The sequence below is a fragment of the Variovorax sp. CCNWLW225 genome, assembly GCF_037204045.1.
Lineage (GTDB): Bacteria > Pseudomonadota > Gammaproteobacteria > Burkholderiales > Burkholderiaceae_C > Variovorax.
This window is the reverse complement of record NZ_JBBCBV010000003.1, coordinates 135,880-154,460: the sequence shown is the minus strand read 5'-3', so window position 1 is coordinate 154,460 and position 18,581 is coordinate 135,880. Positions and strand designations below refer to the sequence as shown.

Sequence of the window (18,581 nt, the reverse complement as noted above, 5' to 3'; positions counted from 1 at the left end):
CTAGATGGCTTCCAGGTAGATGAAGCCGCTGGAGAAGCGGCCGCTTTCGGGCACGAACATCAGCAGCTTGTGGCCGGGCTTGATGCGGCCCGAACGGAACAGCTCGTCGAGCATGATGTAGGGCGATGCCGAGCCGGTGTTGCCCTTGGTCGCAAGATTGCTGAACCAGCGCTCGCGCGGAATGGCAAAACCCATCGCCTCCAGGCATTGGCTCACAGGCTCGACGAAGTAGCCGGACGAGAGATGCGGCAGGAACCAGTCGACATCGGAAGCCTTCAGGCCGCGCTTCTCGATGATGGCCGCCAGAGGCTCGCCCAGCGTGGCACGCACGATGTTCTCGTTGAGCAGGCGCACGTCCTGCTTCACGGCAAAGGTCGACTCGCGCTGCCAGTCTTCGGGCGCGGTGCGCGCCCAGCCGTCCAGGCCGCCTTCGGTGTTCTTGTCGGCACCCGCATACATGCACACCGGCAGTTCGTGCGCGGCGGAAGACAGGTCGATCCATTCCACGCGCAGCGACAGCGGGCCGCGCGGCTCGCGCTCGAGCAGCACGGCGCCTGCACCATCGGAAAGCATCCAGCGCAAAAAGTCTTTTTCGAAAGCGATTTCGGGCCGTTCCTCGAGCGCCTGCAGCTTGTGCTCCAGCTCGGCCTCGAAGCGGGAGCCGCGCATCACGGCCGAGGCCAGCTCAGAGCCCGTGGCAACCGCACGGCGGGCGTCGCCTGAACGCACCGAAAGCCAGGCGTGCTTGAGCGCCGTGGTGCCCGCCAGGCAGATGCCCGCGCAAGCCACCACTTCGAGCCGGGGCCAGCCAAGCTCGCCGTGCACCATGACCGCGTGGTTGGGCATCAGCTGGTCGGGAAGCGAAGTGCCGGTCACCAGGCAATCGACCGGCCCGATGTCGTCGCCCAGCGCCCGGATGGCCGAAGCGGTGAGCTGCGCGTTGCTCATGGCGAGCTGGCCGGTGGCCCGGTCGATCGCGTAGTGCCGCGACTGGATGCCGTTGCTGCGAAGAATCAGCCGCCGCGCGCGCGAGGCCTTGCCGCCGATGCGACCAAGAACGTCTTCGATGTCTTCATTGCTGACCGGGGAAAAGGGCAGAAAGGCGGCAGTGCGGGTCAGGAAGACATCAGTCGTCATAGCGGGGAGAACGGTCCGTGGCCGAGCCCGACGGGCGCTCGAAATGAGCTGTCATTTTAGTCAGCCACCCCTTGAAAAGCGGCCGCAGCAGCGCCTGGAGCGTCAAGCTCACAGGCACGACCGTGACAATGAGCACGAGGAGGAAGGCCACGTACAGCAGCAGCAACGGCTTGCGCTGCCACGCGCCCGGCCGTCCCGCGGCCATGATCAGCTTGCCCCACAGAAAAAAGCTGCGGGTGCCGGCCTTTTCGCTGATCAGGAGCTTTGCGTTGGCCTGAACGGCCCCAAGGCCGGAGAGCAGTGGCTGCGATCCGCGTTCGAGATCGTTGTGCAGCGCCTCGCGCAGCGCGCGGCCAAAACGGCCGGCACCCCGGATCTGCCCTTCGGTGAGGCCGGCGTCGGGCATGCCCCAGAAACCGCGCTTGCGGCCCCAGATCAGCCAGGCCGGCGTGGTGAAGAAGGTGGCCAGCGTCGGGCCGGGGTCGGTCAGCACCACGTTGTCGATCAGGCGGGCGCCGACGGCGTTGAGCAGGCCCTTGAGCTTTTCATGCGCCAGCAGCCACATGTTGCGGCAGGCGATCACCGTAACGACGGGCTTGCCCTGCAGCAGCTGCGCTGCCAGCGGATGCTTCAGGAAGGCGACGATCGGCTGCGACGGCGCCAGAAACCAGACCTGGTACGGCAGGATGACCAGGTCGAAGTGCTCGTCCCCTGTGAGCGAAAGCGGCGCCAGCGGCGGCGGCTTCAGGTGCGCCGATTCGGGAAAGGCGTCGAAGAAGGTCAGGAAGGGCCAGGGAAACGGAAAATCCGCCAGCGGCCGCAGCGTTTCGACATGCACGGAGATTCCCGGATCGGTTCTGAGCGGCGCGACGATCTGCTCGGCGACGCTGCCGAGCTGGCCGGTCTGCGAATAGTGAATCACCAGGACACGTTTGGGGCGCGCGGCGGGGCTGGAAATGCTTGAAGTCACTTGCTGGGGCGAAACGAGGGCCGTCGAATGTAAGCCAACCGTACGCCAGGCGCATCTGCCATTGGTCATGCCGTCGCGCCGATCCCACGAATGGACGAAAAAAGCCGCGCCTTTTGGGGCGCGGCTCTTGAGAGGGCCAGAAAGAACGCTGAAGGGTCAGCGCACCTTGCCTTCCTTCCAGGCCGTGAGCAGCTTGTTGTACTCGATGGTTTCACCCTTCGGCTTCTCGTTGGCCAGCTTCTTCCAGGGGGCGTGCTGGTCGCTCAGCCACTTGGCGGGGTCGCCCTTCGGGTTGAGCTTGGGCGCGCACTTGTCCATGCCTGCGCGCTCCAGGCGGGCCATCACGTCGTCCATCTCGTCGGCCAGCGTGTCCATTGCCTTCTGCGGCGTCTTCTCGCCGGTGACGGCCTCGGCCACGTTCTTCCACCAGAGCTGGGCCAGCTTCGGATAGTCGGGCACGTTGGTGCCGGTCGGCGACCACGCCACGCGCGCCGGGCTGCGGTAGAACTCGACCAGGCCGCCCAGCTTGGGCGCCATGTCGGTCATCGCCTGCGACTTGATGTCCGATTCGCGGATGGGCGTCAGGCCCACGACGGTCTTCTTGAGCGACACCGTCTTGGAGGTGACGAACTGCGCGTACAGCCAGGCTGCCGCGGTCTTGTTCTCGTCATGGCCCTTGAAGAACGACCACGAACCCACGTCCTGGTAGCCGTTCTGCATGCCCTGCTTCCAGTAGGGGCCGTTCGGTCCCGGGGCCATGCGCCACTTGGGCGTGCCGTCGGCGTTGACCACCGGCAGGCCCGGCTTGACCATGTCCGCCGTGAAGGCCGTGTACCAGAAGATCTGCTGCGCGATCTGGCCCTGGGCGGGCACGGGGCCGGCTTCGCCGAAGGTCATGCCGGTGGCTTCACGCGGCGCGTACTTCTTCATCCAGTCCACGTACTTGGTCAGCGCATACACGGCCGCCGGCGAGTTGGTGGCGCCGCCGCGCGACACGGCCGCGCCCACGGGCGTGCACTTGTCGTCGGCCACGCGAATGCCCCACTCGTCGATCGGCAGGCCGTTCGGAATGCCGACGTCCGCGGTGCCGGCCATCGAGAGCCATGCATCGGTGAAGCGCCAGCCCAGCGACGGGTCCTTCTTGCCGTAGTCCATGTGGCCATAGATCGGCTTGCCGTCGATGGTCTTCACGTCCACGCTGAAGAACTCGGCGATGTCCTCGTAGGCGCTCCAGTTGAGCGGCACGCCCAGGTCGTAGCCGTACTTGGCCTTGAACTTTTCCTTCAGGTCGGGGCGGTCGAACAGGTCGGCGCGGAACCAGTACAGGTTGGCAAACTGCTGGTCGGGCAGCTGGTAGAGCTTGCCGTCGGGTGCGGTGGTGAACTTGGTGCCGATGAAGTCGGCCACATCGAGGCCCGGGTTGGTGAACTCCTTGCCCGGACCGGCCATGTAGTCGGTCAGGTTCATCATCTTGCCGTAGCGGTAGTGGGTACCGATCAGGTCCGAGTCCGAAATCCAGCCGTCGTAGATCGACTTGCCCGACTGCATGGAGGTCTGCAGCTTCTCGACCACGTCGCCTTCCTGGATCAGGTCGTGCTTCACCTTGATGCCGGTGATTTCCTCGAAGGCGCGGGCCAGCGTCTTCGACTCGTATTCATGCGTGGTGATGGTTTCGGAGACCACGGAGATCTCGGTCACCCCCTTGGCCTTGAGCTTCGCCGCGGCATCGACGAACCATTTCAGTTCTTCGGCCTGCTGCGTCTTGCTGAGCGTCGACGGCTGGAATTCGCTGTCGATCCACTTGGCCGCCGCATCGGGCGCCGCCGGTGCCGCCGCCGGGGTGGCCGCGGCGGGCGCCGCTGCCGGAGCCGGTGCCGGGGTACTTGCCGGAGCCTGGGCCGCAGGCTCGTCCTTCTTTCCGCAGGCCGACAGTGCCAGCACCATAGCGGCCGCCAGCGCGGTGTAGCGCAACTTCATGGTTTATCTCCTCGTTCCTTCGCTTCCCCGTGTGCGGCTGTATTCACCTCGGCCCCGGGGAAGCACCGGGCCGAATTGCCGGAGTACGCGAGCTAGCCCTTGCGCATGATCAGCGCGAGCACCAGCATCGAAAACACAAAGCCGATCCAGATCGACGGCTCGGCCTGCAGCGTCATTGCAGACTTTGCCCATTCCGCAAGGCCGATGTAGATCAGGTTGATATAGGCCGCCGAGAGCAGCCCGATGAACAGGCGGTCGCCGCGCGTGGTCTCGATCGGCAGCCAGCCGCGCCGCAGCGTGGTGGGCGACTTGATCTCCCACACCGTCATGCCGACCAGCATGAGCGCGATGCAAATGAAGAACACGGCCACCGGAGTGGTCCAGGACATCCAGGCAAACATTTCAGACTCTCCCCATCGCAAAGCCCTTGGCGATGTAGTGCCGCACGAACCAGATCACAATGGCGCCCGGCACGATGGTGAGCACGCCGGCGGCCGCAAGCGTAGCCCAGTCCATGCCCGAGGCGCTCACGGTGCGCGTCATGGTTGCAACAATCGGCTTGGCGTTGACGCTGGTGAGCGTGCGCGCCAGCAGCAGTTCGACCCAGCTGAACATGAAGCAGAAGAACGCCGCCACGCCCACGCCGGCCTTGATCAGTGGCAGGAAAATGCGGATGAAGAACTTCGGAAAGCTATAGCCGTCGATGTAGGCGGTTTCATCGATCTCGCGCGGAATGCCGCTCATGAAGCCTTCGAGAATCCACACGGCCAACGGCACGTTGAACAGCAAGTGTGCGAGCGCCACACCCAGGTGCGTGTCCATCAGACCGACGGTGCTGTAGAGCTGGAAGAACGGCAGCAGGAACACCGCGGGCGGCGTCATGCGGTTGGTCAAGAGCCAGAAGAAAACGTGCTTGTCGCCCAGGAACGAATAGCGCGAAAACGCATAGGCCGCCGGCAGCGCCACGGTCAGCGAAATGACCGTGTTGATGCCCACGTAGATCAGGCTGTTGATGTAGCCCGAGTACCACGAGGCGTCGGTGAAGATGCGTGTGTAGTTGGCCCAGGTGAACTGCTGCGGAAAGAACGAGAAGCTCGAAAGGATTTCGCCGTTCGTCTTGAAGCTCATGTTGACCATCCAGTAGATGGGCAACAGCGCAAAAAGAATATAGAGCAGCAGGAAGATGCTGCGCTTGCGGAATCTGCGCTCGTTCATTGCTCCACCTCCGCCTTCTGGGTACCGACGCGCTGCATCCAGTTGTAGAGGATGAAGCACAGCAGCAGGATGATCAGGAAATAGATCAGCGAGAAAGCCGCCGCCGGGCCCAGGTCGAACTGGCCGACCGCCTTCTGCGTGAGGTATTGGCTCAGAAAAGTCGTCGCATTGCCCGGCCCGCCGCCGGTCAGCACGAAGGGCTCGGTGTAGATCATGAAGCTGTCCATGAAGCGCAGCAGCACCGCGATCATCAGCACGCCGCGCATCTTGGGCAGCTGGATATAGCGGAACACCGCGAACTTGCTGGCGCCGTCGATGCGCGCGGCCTGGTAGTAGGCATCGGGAATCGAGCGCAGGCCCGCAAAGCACAGCAGCGCCACCAGCGGTGTCCAATGCCACACGTCCATCATCAGCACGGTAAGCCACGCATCGGTCGCGTCGCCGGTGTAGCTGTAGTTGATGCCCATCTTCTGCAGCGCATGGCCCAGGAGCCCGATGTCGGCGCGGCCGTAGATCTGCCAGATGGTTCCGACCACGTTCCAGGGAATGAGCAGCGACAGCGCCACCACCACCAGCACCGCCGACGACTTCCATCCCGTGGCCGGCATCGAGAGCGCGAGCGCAATGCCCAGGGGAATCTCGACCGCGAGCACCGACAGCGAGAAGCCGAGCTGGCGCCAGAGCGCAGCATGGAGCTCACCGTCGCGCATGACGGCGGCAAACCATTCGGTGCCGACGAAAACACGGCGCTCGGGCGAGATAATGTCCTGCACCGAGTAGTTGACGACCGTCATCAGCGGCACGATGGCCGAGAAGGCCACGCAGATCAGTACCGGCAGCACCAGCCACCAGGCCTTCTGGTTGATGGGTTTGTTCACGGTGTCCATGGGGCTTCCATCTTCTGTACGGGATTGGCGCGGCCTTGTTGCGATGCGTTGTTCTTCATGCAACCAGCTCCTCGTCGCGGTAATAGCAGGTGTGGGTGTCCAGCACGCGCAGCCACACGGTCTCGCCTACGGCGGGCAGCGGCGCATCGGCATGCAGGCGCGCCTTGAGCGCAGTGCCGCCGGCGTCGGCGCTCAGCATCGCGTGGGTGCCCACGTCCTGCACCTGCGTGACGGTGGCAGGCACGGCGCCCTGCGCGCGCGCTTCGACCACCCGCAGGTATTCGGGCCGGATGCCCAGCTTGATCGAGCCTTCGGGCAGCTGGCGCGTCGGGACCAGCGGCGTGCCTGCCACTTCGAGCGCGCCGTTCGTGTTGTTTGCCGCCAGGAAATTCATGCCGGGCGAGCCGATGAAGTGGCCGACGAAGGTGTGGGCCGGCCGCTCGAACAGTGCCTCGGCGCTGCCCACCTGCACGGCCTTGCCGCGCGTCATGACCACGACCTCTTCGGCAAAGGTAAGCGCCTCGACCTGGTCGTGCGTCACGTAGATCAGCGTGAGCTTGAGCTCGCGGTGAATCTGCTTGAGCTTGCGGCGCAGCTGCCACTTCAGGTGCGGGTCGATCACCGTGAGCGGCTCGTCGAACAGCACGGCCGACACGTCGCTGCGCACCAGCCCGCGGCCGAGCGAGATCTTCTGCTTGGCATCGGCCGCGAGGCCTGCCGCGCGCTGGTTGAGCTGGCCGCTCATGTCGAGCATTTCGGCGATCTCGCCCACGCGCTTCTTGATCTGGTCTTCAGGCACCTTGCGGTTGCGCAGCGGGAACGCGAGGTTCTCGGCCACCGTCATGGTGTCGTAGATCACCGGAAACTGGAACACCTGCGCGATGTTGCGTTCCTGAGGCGTGGCGCGCGTCATGTCGCGGCCGTCGAACTTCACCGTGCCCTGCGAAGGCACCAGCAGGCCCGAAATGATGTTCAGCATGGTCGTCTTGCCGCAGCCCGAGGGGCCGAGCAAGGCATAGGCGCCGCCGTCGCGAAAGCTCATCTGCAGCGGCAGCAGCGCATAGTCGCTGTCCTGCGTGGGGTTGGGGCGGTAGGCGTGGGCCAGGTCCAGGTCGATGCGTGCCATGACTAGTTTCCTTTGCGCCATGCCGGCGCGAGCGCCAGCTTTTCGCCGGCATCGAACACATAGGCTTGCGACGGGCTGAAATACAGCGTGATCGAGGCGCCCAGTTCGAAGCGGTGCACACCGGTGAGCTGCGCCACCAGTTCGCCGACCGCGGTATCGACGTGAACGAAGGTGTCGGAGCCCGAAATCTCGGCCAGCTCCACCTTGCCGGACAGGCCGATGTCGCCCTCCCCCGCGCCCACGTTGAGCGCGCTCGCGCGCAGGCCGACGGTGACAGCGCCCGAAACGTTTTCAGGCACGGCCAGTGCCAGCGCCGGGCCGCCGGCAAGTTGCACACGGCCGGCCGATGCGGTGCCGGGCAGCAGGTTCATCGGCGGATCGCTGAAGGCGCGCGCCACGCGCAGCGACTGCGGCGCGTGAAACACCTCGGCCGTCGGCCCGTATTGCAACAGCTCGCCCGCGTCCATCACGGCCGTGTAGCCGCCGAGCAGCAGCGCCTCGCCGGGCTCGGTGGTGGCATAGATCACGGTGGAGTCGCCGCTTGCGAACAGCTGCGTCAGCTCCTCACGCAGGCCTTCGCGCAGCTTGTAGTCGAGGTTGACCAGCGGCTCGTCGAGCAGCATGAGCGGCGCGTTCTTGGCGAGCGCGCGCGCCAGCGCCACGCGCTGCTGCTGCCCGCCCGAAAGCTCCGCCGGATAGCGGTCGAGGAACATGCCGATGTGCAGCTTGTTGGCCAGCTCGCGCACCCGGGCATCGACGTTCTTCTCACCGCGCAGCTTGAGCGGCGAGGCGATGTTGTCGGCCACCTTGAGCGACGGGTAGTTGATGAACTGCTGGTACACCATGGCCACGTTGCGCTCGCGCACCGGCATGCCGGTGACGTCCTTGCCGTCGACCAGCACCTTGCCGGTGGTCGGCGTATCGAGCCCCGCCATGAGCCGCATTAGGCTGGTCTTGCCGGCCTGGGTGGCGCCCAGCAGCACGGTGACCGCGCCGCTGCGCGGGGCGATGCTCTGCTCGTAGAGCCATGTTTGCGCGCCGACCTTCTTGGTGACGCGCTCCAGAGTCAATTGCATCAGCGCTCCCGGTTGATCGTGTTGCTGTTGTTCTTTGCATGCGCCTGCAGCCAGGCGGCCACCTGCGCGCGTTCTTCGGCCGTGTAGCGCAGGCCGAGCTTCGACCGGCGCCAGAGCACGTCGTCCGCGCTCATGGCCCATTCGCTCTTCTGCAGAAACCGCAGTTCGCGCTCATGAAGTCCCGGCGCCACGGCGTCGCCCATGTCGGCCATGGACTGCGCATCGCCGAGCAGCTCGGCCACGCGCGCACCATAGGCGCGTGCGAGACGCCGCGCAAGCCTGGCGTCGAGCCACGGGTAGCGGGCCTGCACGGCAGTCACGAAGCGTTCGAAGTCGTCGTCCGGGCGCTTCGGCGCGCCGATCCATCCGGAAAGATCGCCGCCCGCAAGAAAGGCGCCGTCGGTCCAGGCGGGGCGTTGCGTGTTCGGCTGGCCGAGCATCTTGCCGACCTCGTCGGCCGCGTCTTCGGCCAGCTTGCGAAAGGTGGTGATCTTGCCGCCCCATACCGACAGCAGAGGCGCCGCGGTGGTGTTGGACTCGAGCATGTAGTCGCGCGTCACGGCCGAGGGGTCGCCCGAGGCGTCGTCCAGCAGCGGGCGCACTCCCGAGTAGGTCCAGACCACGTCGGCCGGTACGATCGGCTTTTCGAAATAGCGGCTGGCCTGGGTGCAGAGATAGGAAATTTCTTCGTCGGCAATGCGCGCCGCGCCGGGATCGTCGGCGTTCAGTTCGATGTCGGTGGTGCCGATCAGCGTGAACTCGTCCTGGTACGGAATCGCGAAGATGATGCGCTTGTCGGGGTTCTGGAAGATGTAGGCATGGTCGTGCTCGAAGAGGCGCCGCACCACGATGTGGCTGCCCTTGACCAGCCGCAGGTGCCGGGTTGCCAGCGCCTCGCCCTTGGCCGACTGCGCCACACCACGCAGAAACGATTCCGCCCACGGCCCCGCCGCATTGACCACGGCACGGGCGCGCACCACGCGAATGCCGTCGTCCGCGGCCTCGAGCGTGGCCGTCCAGCCTTCTGCGTCGCGCTGCGCATGAACGCAGCGAGTGCGCGTGAGCACCTCGGCACCGCGCGCCCGGGCGTCCACGGCATTGAGCACCACCAGCCGCGCGTCGTCGACCCAGCCGTCTGAATAGACAAAGCCGCGCTTGAACTGCGGCTTGAGCGGCGCGCCGGCCGCATGGCTGCGCAGGTCGATGCTGCGCGAGCCCGGCAGCACTTCGCGCTTGGCGAGGTGGTCGTACATGAAAAGGCCGATGCGGATCATCCAGCCAGGCCGCATCGACGGATCATGCGGCATGACGAAGCGAAGCGGCCACATGATGTGCGGCGCGCTCTTGAGCAGCACTTCGCGCTCCTGCAGTGCCTTGCGCACGAGCGAGAACTCGTAATACTCCAGGTAGCGCAGCCCGCCGTGGATGAGCTTGGTCGATGAGGAAGACGTGTGCGAGGCGAGATCGTCCTTCTCGCACAGCACCACGCGCCAGCCCCGGCCCGCCAGGTCGCGCGCAATACCGCACCCGTTGATGCCGCCGCCGACGATCAGCACATCGCAATCGGTTGCCGGCAGAGGCGAATTGGAGGAGAAATCGCTCACAGAAGATGGGCCCGTTGGTTCGTGACTTAGATCACTGAAGGGCGCCATTGTATTTTCGCGTCTTTTCATTTGGATTCCTTTTGACGCGATTTTCCTCCGAGTTTTCCCTTAGTACGGTTCGTTTTCTTTCGTTTTAAAGTGGCACGGCCTGTACTCTCCAGAGAGTCTTCCCGTTCTCCACGACGCTTTTGTGAATTCCAATCCGCGCCAGATCAACCTTCTCGATACCGTGCGCACGCGCGGCTCCGTCACCGTGGAACAGCTGGCCGAGATGCTCGGCGTCACGCTGCAAACGGTGCGGCGCGACGTGCAGCGGCTGGCCGACGAAGGCCTGCTCACGCGTTTTCATGGCGGCGTGCGGGTGCCGAGTTCCACCACCGAGAACATCGGCTACCAGCAGCGCGAAACACTGCATGCCGAAGGCAAGGCGCGCATTGCGCGACGCGTTGCCGAGCTGGTGCCCAACGACTGTTCGCTGATCCTCAACATCGGCACCACCACCGAAGCCATTGCCAAGGCCCTGCTGCGGCACACGGGCCTGCGCGTGATCACCAACAACCTGAACGTGGCGACCATATTGAGCGGCAATACCTCGTGCGAGGTGATCGTGGCAGGCGGTTCGGTGCGGCCGCGCGACCGCGCCATCGTTGGCGAGGCCACCATCGATTTCATCCGCCAGTTCAAGGTCGACATCGCACTGATCGGGGTGTCGAGCATCGAGGCCGACGGTTCATTGCGCGACTTCGACTTGCGTGAAGTGAAGGTGGCGCAAACCATCATCGCGCAAGCCCGGGAGGTGTGGCTGGCGGCCGACGCGAGCAAGTTCAACCGGCCGGCGATGATCCAGCTGGGCACGCTCTCGCAGATCGACCGTCTGTTTACCGACGCGGAGCCGCCGCCGCCTTTTGCCGACTTGCTGCATGCGGCGCAAGTGCGGCTTGAGATTGCGCGCGATTGAAGATGGGGCTGATTTCTGTTCGCTCTGCCGAGGGGAGTTCAGGGCGCGCACCCGCCGACGGGGTACCTTTCTCCGCGAATGTCCCCCGGCCTGCGGGCTTCCGCACCTCCTCCTTTGTTTCGCTGCGCAAGGCACCCCGCCAGCGGGTGCGTTGTAAAGAGCAGTCGTTGATCAGCGGTACACCCAGAGTGTGCCCAGGTGCACAGGGCATCGGGTGCTCCGCGCAGCGAAATAAAGGAGGAGGGGCGCAGCCCCGGGGGACATTCGCGGAGGGGAGTACCCGGTGGCCTTTGCACACGCCCTGGAACGACGGCGCGAAAACGACAGCGCCAAGAACACAAGTCGCATGACCAGCACGACCAGACTCCAAGGAACACCCAAGCCATGACCTACTTGCTAGCACTCGACCAAGGCACCTCCAGCTCCCGCAGCATCGTGTTCGACCGCGAAGGCCACATCGTTGCCATCGCCCAGAAGGAGCTCACGCAGATCTATCCGCAGCCCGGCTGGGTAGAACACGACCCGATGGAAATCTGGCACAGCCAGCTGGCCACCGCGCGCGAAGTGCTGGTCAAGGCCAAGCTCCAGTCTTCTGACATTCATGCCATCGGCATTACTAACCAGCGCGAAACTACCGTGCTGTGGAACCGCAAGACCGGCCAGCCCGTGCACCACGCCATCGTGTGGCAAGACCGGCGCGCCGAACCGCTGTGCGCAAAGCTGCGCGAGGATGGCATGACCGGCACCATCCAGGAAAAAACCGGACTGGTCATCGATGCGTATTTTTCCGGCACCAAGCTGCGCTGGCTGCTCGACAACGTGCCCGGCGCACGCGCCCAGGCCGAGCGTGGCGATCTTGCCTTCGGCACCGTCGACAGCTGGCTCATGTGGCAGCTTACCGGCGGCAAGGTGCACGTCACCGATGTGAGCAATGCCTCGCGCACCATGCTCTTCAACGTGCACAGCAACGAATGGGATGCCGACCTCCTCAAGGCACTCGACATTCCCGCCGCGCTCATGCCCAAGGTGCAACCGTCGAGCTCCCACTTTGCAGACACCGACGAGGCACTGCTCGGCCGCGCGCTGCCCATCGGCGGCGTGGCCGGCGACCAGCAGAGCGCCCTCTTCGGCCAGGCCTGCTTTGCAGCCGGCATGGCCAAGAACACCTACGGCACCGGCTGCTTCCTGCTCATGCACACGGGCGCGGCATTCCAGCCCTCGCACAACGGCCTGCTCGTGACCAGCGCCGCGCAGACCGACGCCACGCCGCAGTACGCCATGGAAGGCAGCGTCTTCGTCGGCGGCGCCGTGGTGCAGTGGCTGCGCGACGGGCTCAAGGCCATCAAGGGCAGCGCCGAAGTGCAGTCGCTTGCTGAAAGCGTGCCCGACGCGGGCGGCGTGATGATGGTGCCGGCCTTCACCGGCCTGGGCGCGCCCTACTGGAACGCCGATGCACGCGGCACCATCACCGGCCTGACGCGCGGAACCACGGTGGCGCACATCGCGCGCGCCGCGCTCGAAAGCATCGCCTACCAGAGCGCCGCACTGCTGCAGGCCATGAGCCGCGATGCGGTCGCTGCCGGCGGCACGCCCGTGGCCGAATTGCGGGTGGACGGCGGCGCCAGCGTGAACGACCTGCTGATGCAGTTCCAGGCCGACCTGCTGGGTATTCCCGTGGTACGGCCCGAAGTGATCGAGACCACCGCGCTGGGCGCCGCCTACCTCGCGGGCCTGTCGACCGGCGTCTACAGCGACGCACGCCAGTTGTCGAAACTGTGGAAAGTGGAGCGCCGCTTCATGCCGACCATGGGCCGCGCGCAGGCCGAGGAATCGATGGCGCGCTGGGAGCGCGCAGTGCGGCAGGCGACGGCGAGCTGAGCGCCGCCCCGCCCATGCTCAGGCGCCGGGGCCGTACATCACGTCGGAGCGCAGCACGTACTTTGTGCCCTCTTCGATCGCCGCACCTTCATGCCAGGTGTCGTGAACGAAAAGCAACGCAGCGCCGGCTTCGGGCTTTACGCGGAACTCGCGAAAGTCGGTGTCGCCGCCCGTGAAGCCGTCGTTCAGGTAGACGAGCAGCGTGAGTTGGCTCGTGAGCCCGTCCTCATGCCACGGCCCGTCCTTGTGCATCTTGAAGCGCTGGCCGGGCGAATACTTGTAGAAGCGCAGGTCCTTCGGCAGCCCCCGCGCCACATGCCCGGCCACTTCGGGCAGCGAGACTGTTCCGAGCCGCGCCCAGAGCAGCGCAACCCAGTTCGCTGAAGGCAGCATCGCGCGTTCGTTGTTGCGGATGGCCGGCATGGCCTTCGGCCCGTCCGCGGTTCGCACACCTGCCGAGGCGAAGCCTTCGCGCTCGGCAAGCGCGATCAGCTCTTCGCACTCCTCTGGCTCGAGAAAGCCATCGATCGAGAAGGCACGCGGCGAATGGGCGACTAGCCGCACGCGTTGGCCGTGCTCAGTGCGCCGGAACCAGAAAGTCCTGGCTGATTCGGCCGCCCAACTCGTTCACCCGGTCGAGAAACTGCGTGAGGTAGGCATGCAGCCCGGTCGCCAGGATTTCGTCGACCCGCGCGTACTGCAGGTCGGCCAGCAGCTTGCCGGCGCGGCGCTGGGTTTCGGCGCTCTGCTCGTTCTGCACCTTGGCAAGGTTGTTCACCACCTCGACCAGGCTCGCGTGCAGTGAACGCGGCATGTCGGCGCGAAGAATGAGCAACTCGGCCACGCGCTCGGGCTTGATCACGTCGCGGTACACCTTGCGGTACACCTCGAAGGCAGAGACGCTGCGCAGAATGGCGCTCCAGTGATAGAAGTCGTACTCCTGGTCTTCCTCGGTAGCGGTGCCGAAGAACTCGCTGTTGAGGGCGTGAAACTTCACGTCCACCAGGCGCGCGGTGTTGTCGGCGCGCTCCAGGAAAGTGCCCAGGCGCGAGAAGTAAAAGGCCTCGTCCTGCAGCATGGTGCCGAGCGTGACGCCGCGCGACAGATGCGAGCGGAACTTGACCCATTCGAAGAACTGCGCCGGGTCGCGCTCGAAATCTCCCGCGCGCAGCATGCGATTCACTTCGAGCCAGGTGGTGTTCTGGGTTTCCCACGCCTCGGTGGTGAGCGCACCGCGAACCGCGCGTGCGTTTTCGCGCGCCGCCTTCAGGCAGGAAACGATCGACGACGGATTGCTCTCGTCCTTGACCATGAACTCCATCACCTCGTTGGGCGTGATCTGCTCGTACTTCTTGTTGTACGAAGGCAGCAGCTCGCTGATGGACAGCACGCCCTGCCAGCCGTACTTGGCCACTTCGGCCGACTGGGGCAAGAGCGAGGTCTGGTAGTTGACGTCGAGCATGCGCGCGGTGTTTTCCGCGCGCTCTGTGTAGCGCGACATCCAGTAGAGGTGATCGGCAGTGCGTGACAGCATTCTTGTTCTCCTGATTCCTTGCTTTGCTTGCTTGCCTGCTGCGTTCAGGCCGACTGCGATTGGCTTTGCGATTGCCCCGCCTTGGGCTTGGCGCCGCGGTCCGCCTCGAGGATCCAGGTGTCCTTGGTGCCGCCGCCCTGCGACGAATTGACCACCAGCGAGCCTTCCTTGAGCGCCACGCGGGTGAGGCCGCCTGGCACCATCTGCACTTCCTTGCCCGAGAGCACGAAGGGGCGCAGGTCGATATGGCGCGGCGCGATGCCGGCGTCCACAAAGGTGGGCGACGTGGAAAGGCTCAGCGTGGGCTGGGCGATGTAGCCGTCGGGCTTGGCGATCACGGCCTTCTTGAACTCCTCGATCTCGGCCACGGTGGCGGCCGGGCCGATCAGCATGCCGTAGCCGCCGGCGCCATGCACCTCCTTCACGACCAGGTCCTTCATGTTGTCGAGCGTGTATTGCAGCTCGTCCTTGTTGCGGCACATGTAGGTGGGCACGTTCTTCAGGATCGGCTGCTCGCCGAGGTAGAACTCGACCATCTTGGGCACGTAGGGGTAGATCGACTTGTCGTCGGCCACGCCCGTACCCACCGCATTGCAGATGACGACGTTGCCCTCGCGGTAGGCGCGCATCAGGCCCGCGCAACCGAGCGTGGACGTGGGGCGGAACACCTCGGGGTCGAGAAAATCGTCGTCGACGCGGCGGTAGATCACGTCCACGCGCTTCGGCCCGCGCGTGGTGCGCATGTAGACGAAGTCGTCGCGTACGAAGAGATCTTGCCCCTCGACCAGTTCCACGCCCATTTGCTGGGCCAGGAAGGCGTGCTCGAAGTAGGCGCTGTTGTACATGCCGGGAGTCAGCACGACCACGGTGGGTTCCGCCGTGGCGGGCGGCGCGCTGGCGCGCAGCGTTTCGAGCAGCAGGTCGGGGTAGTGCGCCACGGGCGCAATGCGGTTCTGGTTGAACAGCTCGGGAAAGAGCCGCATCATCATCTTGCGGTTTTCGAGCATGTAGCTCACGCCGCTGGGCACGCGCAGGTTGTCTTCGAGCACGTAGTACTCGCCGTTGCCCTGGGCGTCGGGCGCGCGGACGATGTCGATGCCCGAGATGTTGGAGTACACGTTGTGGGGCACGCTCACACCCATCATCTCGGGGCGGAACTGCGCGTTGTTCAGGATCTGCTCAGCCGGAATGATGCCGGCCTTGATGATTTCCTGGTCGTGATACACGTCATGCAAGAAGCGGTTGAGCGCCGTCACGCGCTGCACCAGCCCTTTTTCCATGTTCTCCCACTCATGGGCGGGAATGATGCGCGGCAACAGGTCGAACGGAATGAGCCGCTCGGTACCCGAACCGTCTTCGTCCTTGGCGCCGTACACCGCAAAGGTGATGCCGACCCGGCGGAAGATCATTTCCGCCTCTTCTCGCCGCGCCCGCATGACCTCGCCAGGCTGCTTTGCAAGCCATTGGTCGTAGCGCTTGTAGTGCTGCCTGATTGCAGACCCCGCATAGGGCAACTGCTCATACATCTCATCGAATTTGTGCATGGAACGACCAATCTCCTTGAGCCATAGCTTAGCAAGTTCGAGGCCAGTGAAAGCCCTATGTTGGCGCGGATTCCGCACCGCGCGCCGCTTTTCAAGGCAGGCGATGGTGCCAATAGCGGGCATTGCGCTCCCGCTCGCAGCCAACCTCTTCCGGTGCCTGGCTGCGCCATAGCGCTGCGCCGCAAGGCACGTTTTCGACGAGCCGCACGCCATGGGCGGCATAACGCTCGACCACCTCGCGGGCCGGATGGCCGAAGCGGTTGCGATAGCCCGCCTGGACCAGCGCAACGCGCGGACGCACCGCTTCGAGCAGCGCCGCGCTCGACGAGGTCTTGCTGCCGTGATGCGGCGCGAGCAGCACGTCGGCGCGAAGCTCCGGGGTTCGCGCGACCAAGGCAGCCTCTTGCAGGCGCTCGTTGTCGCCGGCCAGCAGCACCGTGGCGTGGCCGTTCGCGATGCGCAGCACGCATGAAATCGCGTTGGGCTTGGTGAAAAAAAGATAGTCGGTCGGCGCGGGATGGAGAATTTCGAAATCCACCCCGTCCCAGGTCCAGCGCTGGCCTGCTTCGCAGCGCCGGTTCGGGCGGACGGCCTGCAGCGGATGGGTGGCTTCGATCGAACTCAGGACTTCGGCCTGGGGCTGCATGGCGAGCACCGCGGCCGCGCCCCCGGTGTGGTCGCTGTCGCGGTGGCTCAGCACAAGCATGTCCAGCCGTTCGCCCAGTGCACGCAGCAAGGGCACCAGCACGCGGTGGCCGGCGTCGCTTTCCAGGCTGTAGCGCGGGCCGGCGTCGTACAGCAGGCTGTGGGTTGCGGTGCGCACGAGAACCGCGTTCCCCTGCCCGATGTCGGCCGCAAGCACTTCGAATTGCCCGGCGGGAGGCCGGGGCGCCTGCCACAGCAGCACCGGCAGCAGAAGCGGCAGGCCGAGCAGACGCAGCGACCACGGCAGGCGCATGGCCAGCAGCACGCCGCCTGCCACGCCAAAGCCGGCCATCCACACTGGGGGAGCGGCCATCGACAGCGTGGCATAGGGCAAGGCGGCAAGCCACTTCAGCAGCACGGCCAGCGCCTGCACGGCCCACGCCGCAAGGTCCCAAAGAGGCGGCACAGCGGCCCCCAGCATCGCCAACGGCGTGATCACGAGCGTCACCCACGGAATAGCGACCGCGTTGGCCAGCAGGCCCACTACCGACACCTGCTGAAAAAGCAGCAGGCTCAGCGGGGTAAGAGCCAGCGTGATCACCCATTGCTCGCGAAAAAACGCCAACAGCCGAAGCGATCGCCCGGTCGTCTCGCCGGCAGGCCTCATGAAGCCGGTCGTGAACAGCACGCCGACCGCGACGAAGCTGAGCCAGAAGCCCGCCTGCCTCAGCGCCCAAGGGTCGATAGCCACCACCACCGCCGCGATCAGCAGCCACACATGCGGCCATGGCCAACGCCGCCCGGTAAGCCGCAGCAGCGCCGCTGTGGCCAGCATCCAGACTGTGCGCTGCGAGGGAACGCCCCAGCCGCTGAAGAGCGCATACAGCCCGGCCAACAGCACGCCGCCGACGAGTGCGGCCTGCGGCGCGGGAAAGCGCAGCATGAGCCATACGCTGCGCCGCCACGCCGCCCCCACCGCGTGCGCGGCGAGCCAAGCGAACATGGTGATGTGCAGGCCCGAGATCGACATCAGGTGCGCAACCCCGGTGGCGCGGAAGATGTCCCAGTCACCGCGGTCGATAGCGCCCTGGTCGCCAGTGACAAGGGCGGCAATCACGCCTGCCTGCCGTGCGTCGGTCACGCGTTCGAACACTGCATCGCGCACTGCTTCGCGCGCACGTTCGAGCGGGTGCAGCCATGTGGCTTGAAGGCGCATCGGTGCGGCATCGCGAGCGCCCGTTCGCACATAGCCGCTGGCGCGCACACCCTGCTCCCACATCCACAGCTCGTTGTCGAAACCATGCGGATTGAGGTTGCCGTGCGGCGCCTTCAGCCGCACCGTGAGGCGCCAGCGTTCACCCGCATGCAGCGGGGCCGCCGCGTCGACCGTTGCGCCGGCACGCCCCTCCGGCGCGCGCCCCCACAAGCTGGTGTCGTCGCGATACCAGCCGAGCGAAATGCGCGTCGGCACACGGACGGGAGAGTCAACGCGCTCATCGGCCCAGCGTGCCGATTCGACATCGAGCCGGAAGCGCGTGCCGCCCTCGTTGTGCTGGGGCATTTGCGCCACCACGCCGGTCACCTGGAGATCGCGCCCTTCGAGGACCGGGTCCAGCGCGCCGTTCGCGTAGGCTACCGCCCGCCATCCCGCAAGGCCACCCCCGGCGGATGCGCCGCAGGCCAGGGCAACGAGCATCGGCAAATAAGACGTTCGCCGCCTGGAGAGCACAACCAATCCCGCAAGGCCAGCGAAGAACAAAGCCGCATAGAACGCCGCGCTCCATAGCCGCGCCTGATGCAGCTGCAACGCCGCACCAACCAAGGTCCCGCCCAGCGCAGCAAAGGCCCACGATCCGGCCGCGGCGCCGCCCGACGCCCGTGCGCGCGTCAACGGCAAACTCCAGAACACACGATGCAAGCCCTCCCCGGACCCACGCTCAATGGCGCGTTAATTGCTTGGTATCTGGGCTAGTATGCGTCTCACAAGAGACATCTTTTCGATGCAATCTCGCAGTACTGCACACAAACGC

15 protein-coding genes are annotated in these 18,581 nt (G+C 65.4%); 2 read left to right on the top strand and 13 right to left on the bottom strand.

Going from position 1 to position 18,581, the window contains the following annotated elements; all coding sequences use genetic code 11:
- The 9 genes from V9L20_RS08435 to glpD all read right to left on the bottom strand — a co-directional run bounded on the left by V9L20_RS08435 (window position 1) and on the right by glpD (window position 10,061).
- Complete coding sequence (locus tag V9L20_RS08435) at window positions 1–1,137, bottom strand: beta-ketoacyl-ACP synthase III (RefSeq protein ID WP_337296229.1); 1,137 nt, start codon at window positions 1,135–1,137, stop codon at window positions 1–3.
- A complete protein-coding gene (locus V9L20_RS08430; protein ID WP_337296228.1) occupies window positions 1,127–2,059 on the bottom strand; it encodes a dialkylrecorsinol condensing enzyme in 933 nt (310 codons plus the stop codon). The genes V9L20_RS08435 and V9L20_RS08430 overlap by 11 nt, the downstream gene beginning before the upstream one ends.
- Before the next feature lie 204 nt (window positions 2,060–2,263).
- Window positions 2,264–4,084, bottom strand: a complete 1,821-nt coding sequence (locus tag V9L20_RS08425) for an ABC transporter substrate-binding protein (protein ID WP_337296227.1) — start codon at window positions 4,082–4,084, stop codon at window positions 2,264–2,266.
- Window positions 4,085–4,176: 92 nt separating this feature from the next.
- Window positions 4,177–4,485 (bottom strand): DUF2160 domain-containing protein, encoded by a 309-nt coding sequence (locus V9L20_RS08420; RefSeq protein WP_126749024.1) that lies wholly within the window; start codon window positions 4,483–4,485, stop codon window positions 4,177–4,179.
- A gap of 1 nt (window position 4,486) precedes the next feature.
- Complete coding sequence (locus tag V9L20_RS08415) at window positions 4,487–5,299, bottom strand: carbohydrate ABC transporter permease (RefSeq protein WP_126749023.1); 813 nt, start codon at window positions 5,297–5,299, stop codon at window positions 4,487–4,489.
- On the bottom strand, window positions 5,296–6,186 hold the full coding sequence (locus V9L20_RS08410; protein WP_337296226.1) for a carbohydrate ABC transporter permease: 891 nt from the start codon (window positions 6,184–6,186) through the stop codon (window positions 5,296–5,298). The genes V9L20_RS08415 and V9L20_RS08410 overlap by 4 nt, the downstream gene beginning before the upstream one ends.
- 55 nt (window positions 6,187–6,241) lie before the next feature.
- Complete coding sequence (locus V9L20_RS08405; RefSeq protein ID WP_281148660.1) at window positions 6,242–7,312, bottom strand: ABC transporter ATP-binding protein; 1,071 nt, start codon at window positions 7,310–7,312, stop codon at window positions 6,242–6,244.
- 2 nt (window positions 7,313–7,314) lie between these two features.
- Window positions 7,315–8,388 carry an ABC transporter ATP-binding protein gene (locus V9L20_RS08400; protein ID WP_337296225.1) on the bottom strand — a complete coding sequence of 358 codons (1,074 nt, stop codon included), beginning with the start codon at window positions 8,386–8,388 and terminating at the stop codon, window positions 7,315–7,317.
- Window positions 8,388–10,061: a glycerol-3-phosphate dehydrogenase gene (gene glpD, locus V9L20_RS08395; protein WP_337296224.1), complete on the bottom strand. Its 1,674-nt coding sequence runs from the start codon at window positions 10,059–10,061 to the stop codon at window positions 8,388–8,390. Before glpD ends, V9L20_RS08400 begins: the two co-directional genes overlap by 1 nt.
- Before the next feature lie 121 nt (window positions 10,062–10,182).
- Here glpD and V9L20_RS08390 point away from each other — a divergent pair, with 121 nt between their 5' ends.
- A complete protein-coding gene (locus V9L20_RS08390; protein WP_126749018.1) occupies window positions 10,183–10,950 on the top strand; it encodes a DeoR/GlpR family DNA-binding transcription regulator in 768 nt (255 codons plus the stop codon).
- 384 nt (window positions 10,951–11,334) lie between these two features.
- Window positions 11,335–12,828, top strand: a complete 1,494-nt coding sequence (gene glpK, locus V9L20_RS08385; RefSeq protein ID WP_337296223.1) for a glycerol kinase GlpK — start codon at window positions 11,335–11,337, stop codon at window positions 12,826–12,828.
- An 18-nt stretch (window positions 12,829–12,846) separates the two neighbouring features.
- On the opposite strand, the gene V9L20_RS08380 is transcribed toward glpK, so the two are convergent.
- The 4 genes from V9L20_RS08380 to V9L20_RS08365 form a co-directional block, all read right to left on the bottom strand.
- The gene (locus V9L20_RS08380) at window positions 12,847–13,392 is read right to left on the bottom strand and encodes a prolyl hydroxylase family protein (protein ID WP_337296222.1); all 546 of its coding nucleotides are present in this window, start codon (window positions 13,390–13,392) and stop codon (window positions 12,847–12,849) included.
- Window positions 13,393–13,405: 13 nt separating this feature from the next.
- The gene (locus tag V9L20_RS08375; protein WP_157614652.1) at window positions 13,406–14,362 is read right to left on the bottom strand and encodes an alpha-E domain-containing protein; all 957 of its coding nucleotides are present in this window, start codon (window positions 14,360–14,362) and stop codon (window positions 13,406–13,408) included.
- 44 nt (window positions 14,363–14,406) lie between these two features.
- Complete coding sequence (locus V9L20_RS08370; RefSeq protein WP_337296221.1) at window positions 14,407–15,906, bottom strand: circularly permuted type 2 ATP-grasp protein; 1,500 nt, start codon at window positions 15,904–15,906, stop codon at window positions 14,407–14,409.
- Between the two features lie 91 nt (window positions 15,907–15,997).
- Window positions 15,998–18,442: a DNA internalization-related competence protein ComEC/Rec2 gene (locus tag V9L20_RS08365; RefSeq protein WP_337296220.1), complete on the bottom strand. Its 2,445-nt coding sequence runs from the start codon at window positions 18,440–18,442 to the stop codon at window positions 15,998–16,000.
- Window positions 18,443–18,581: the final 139 nt, after the last annotated feature.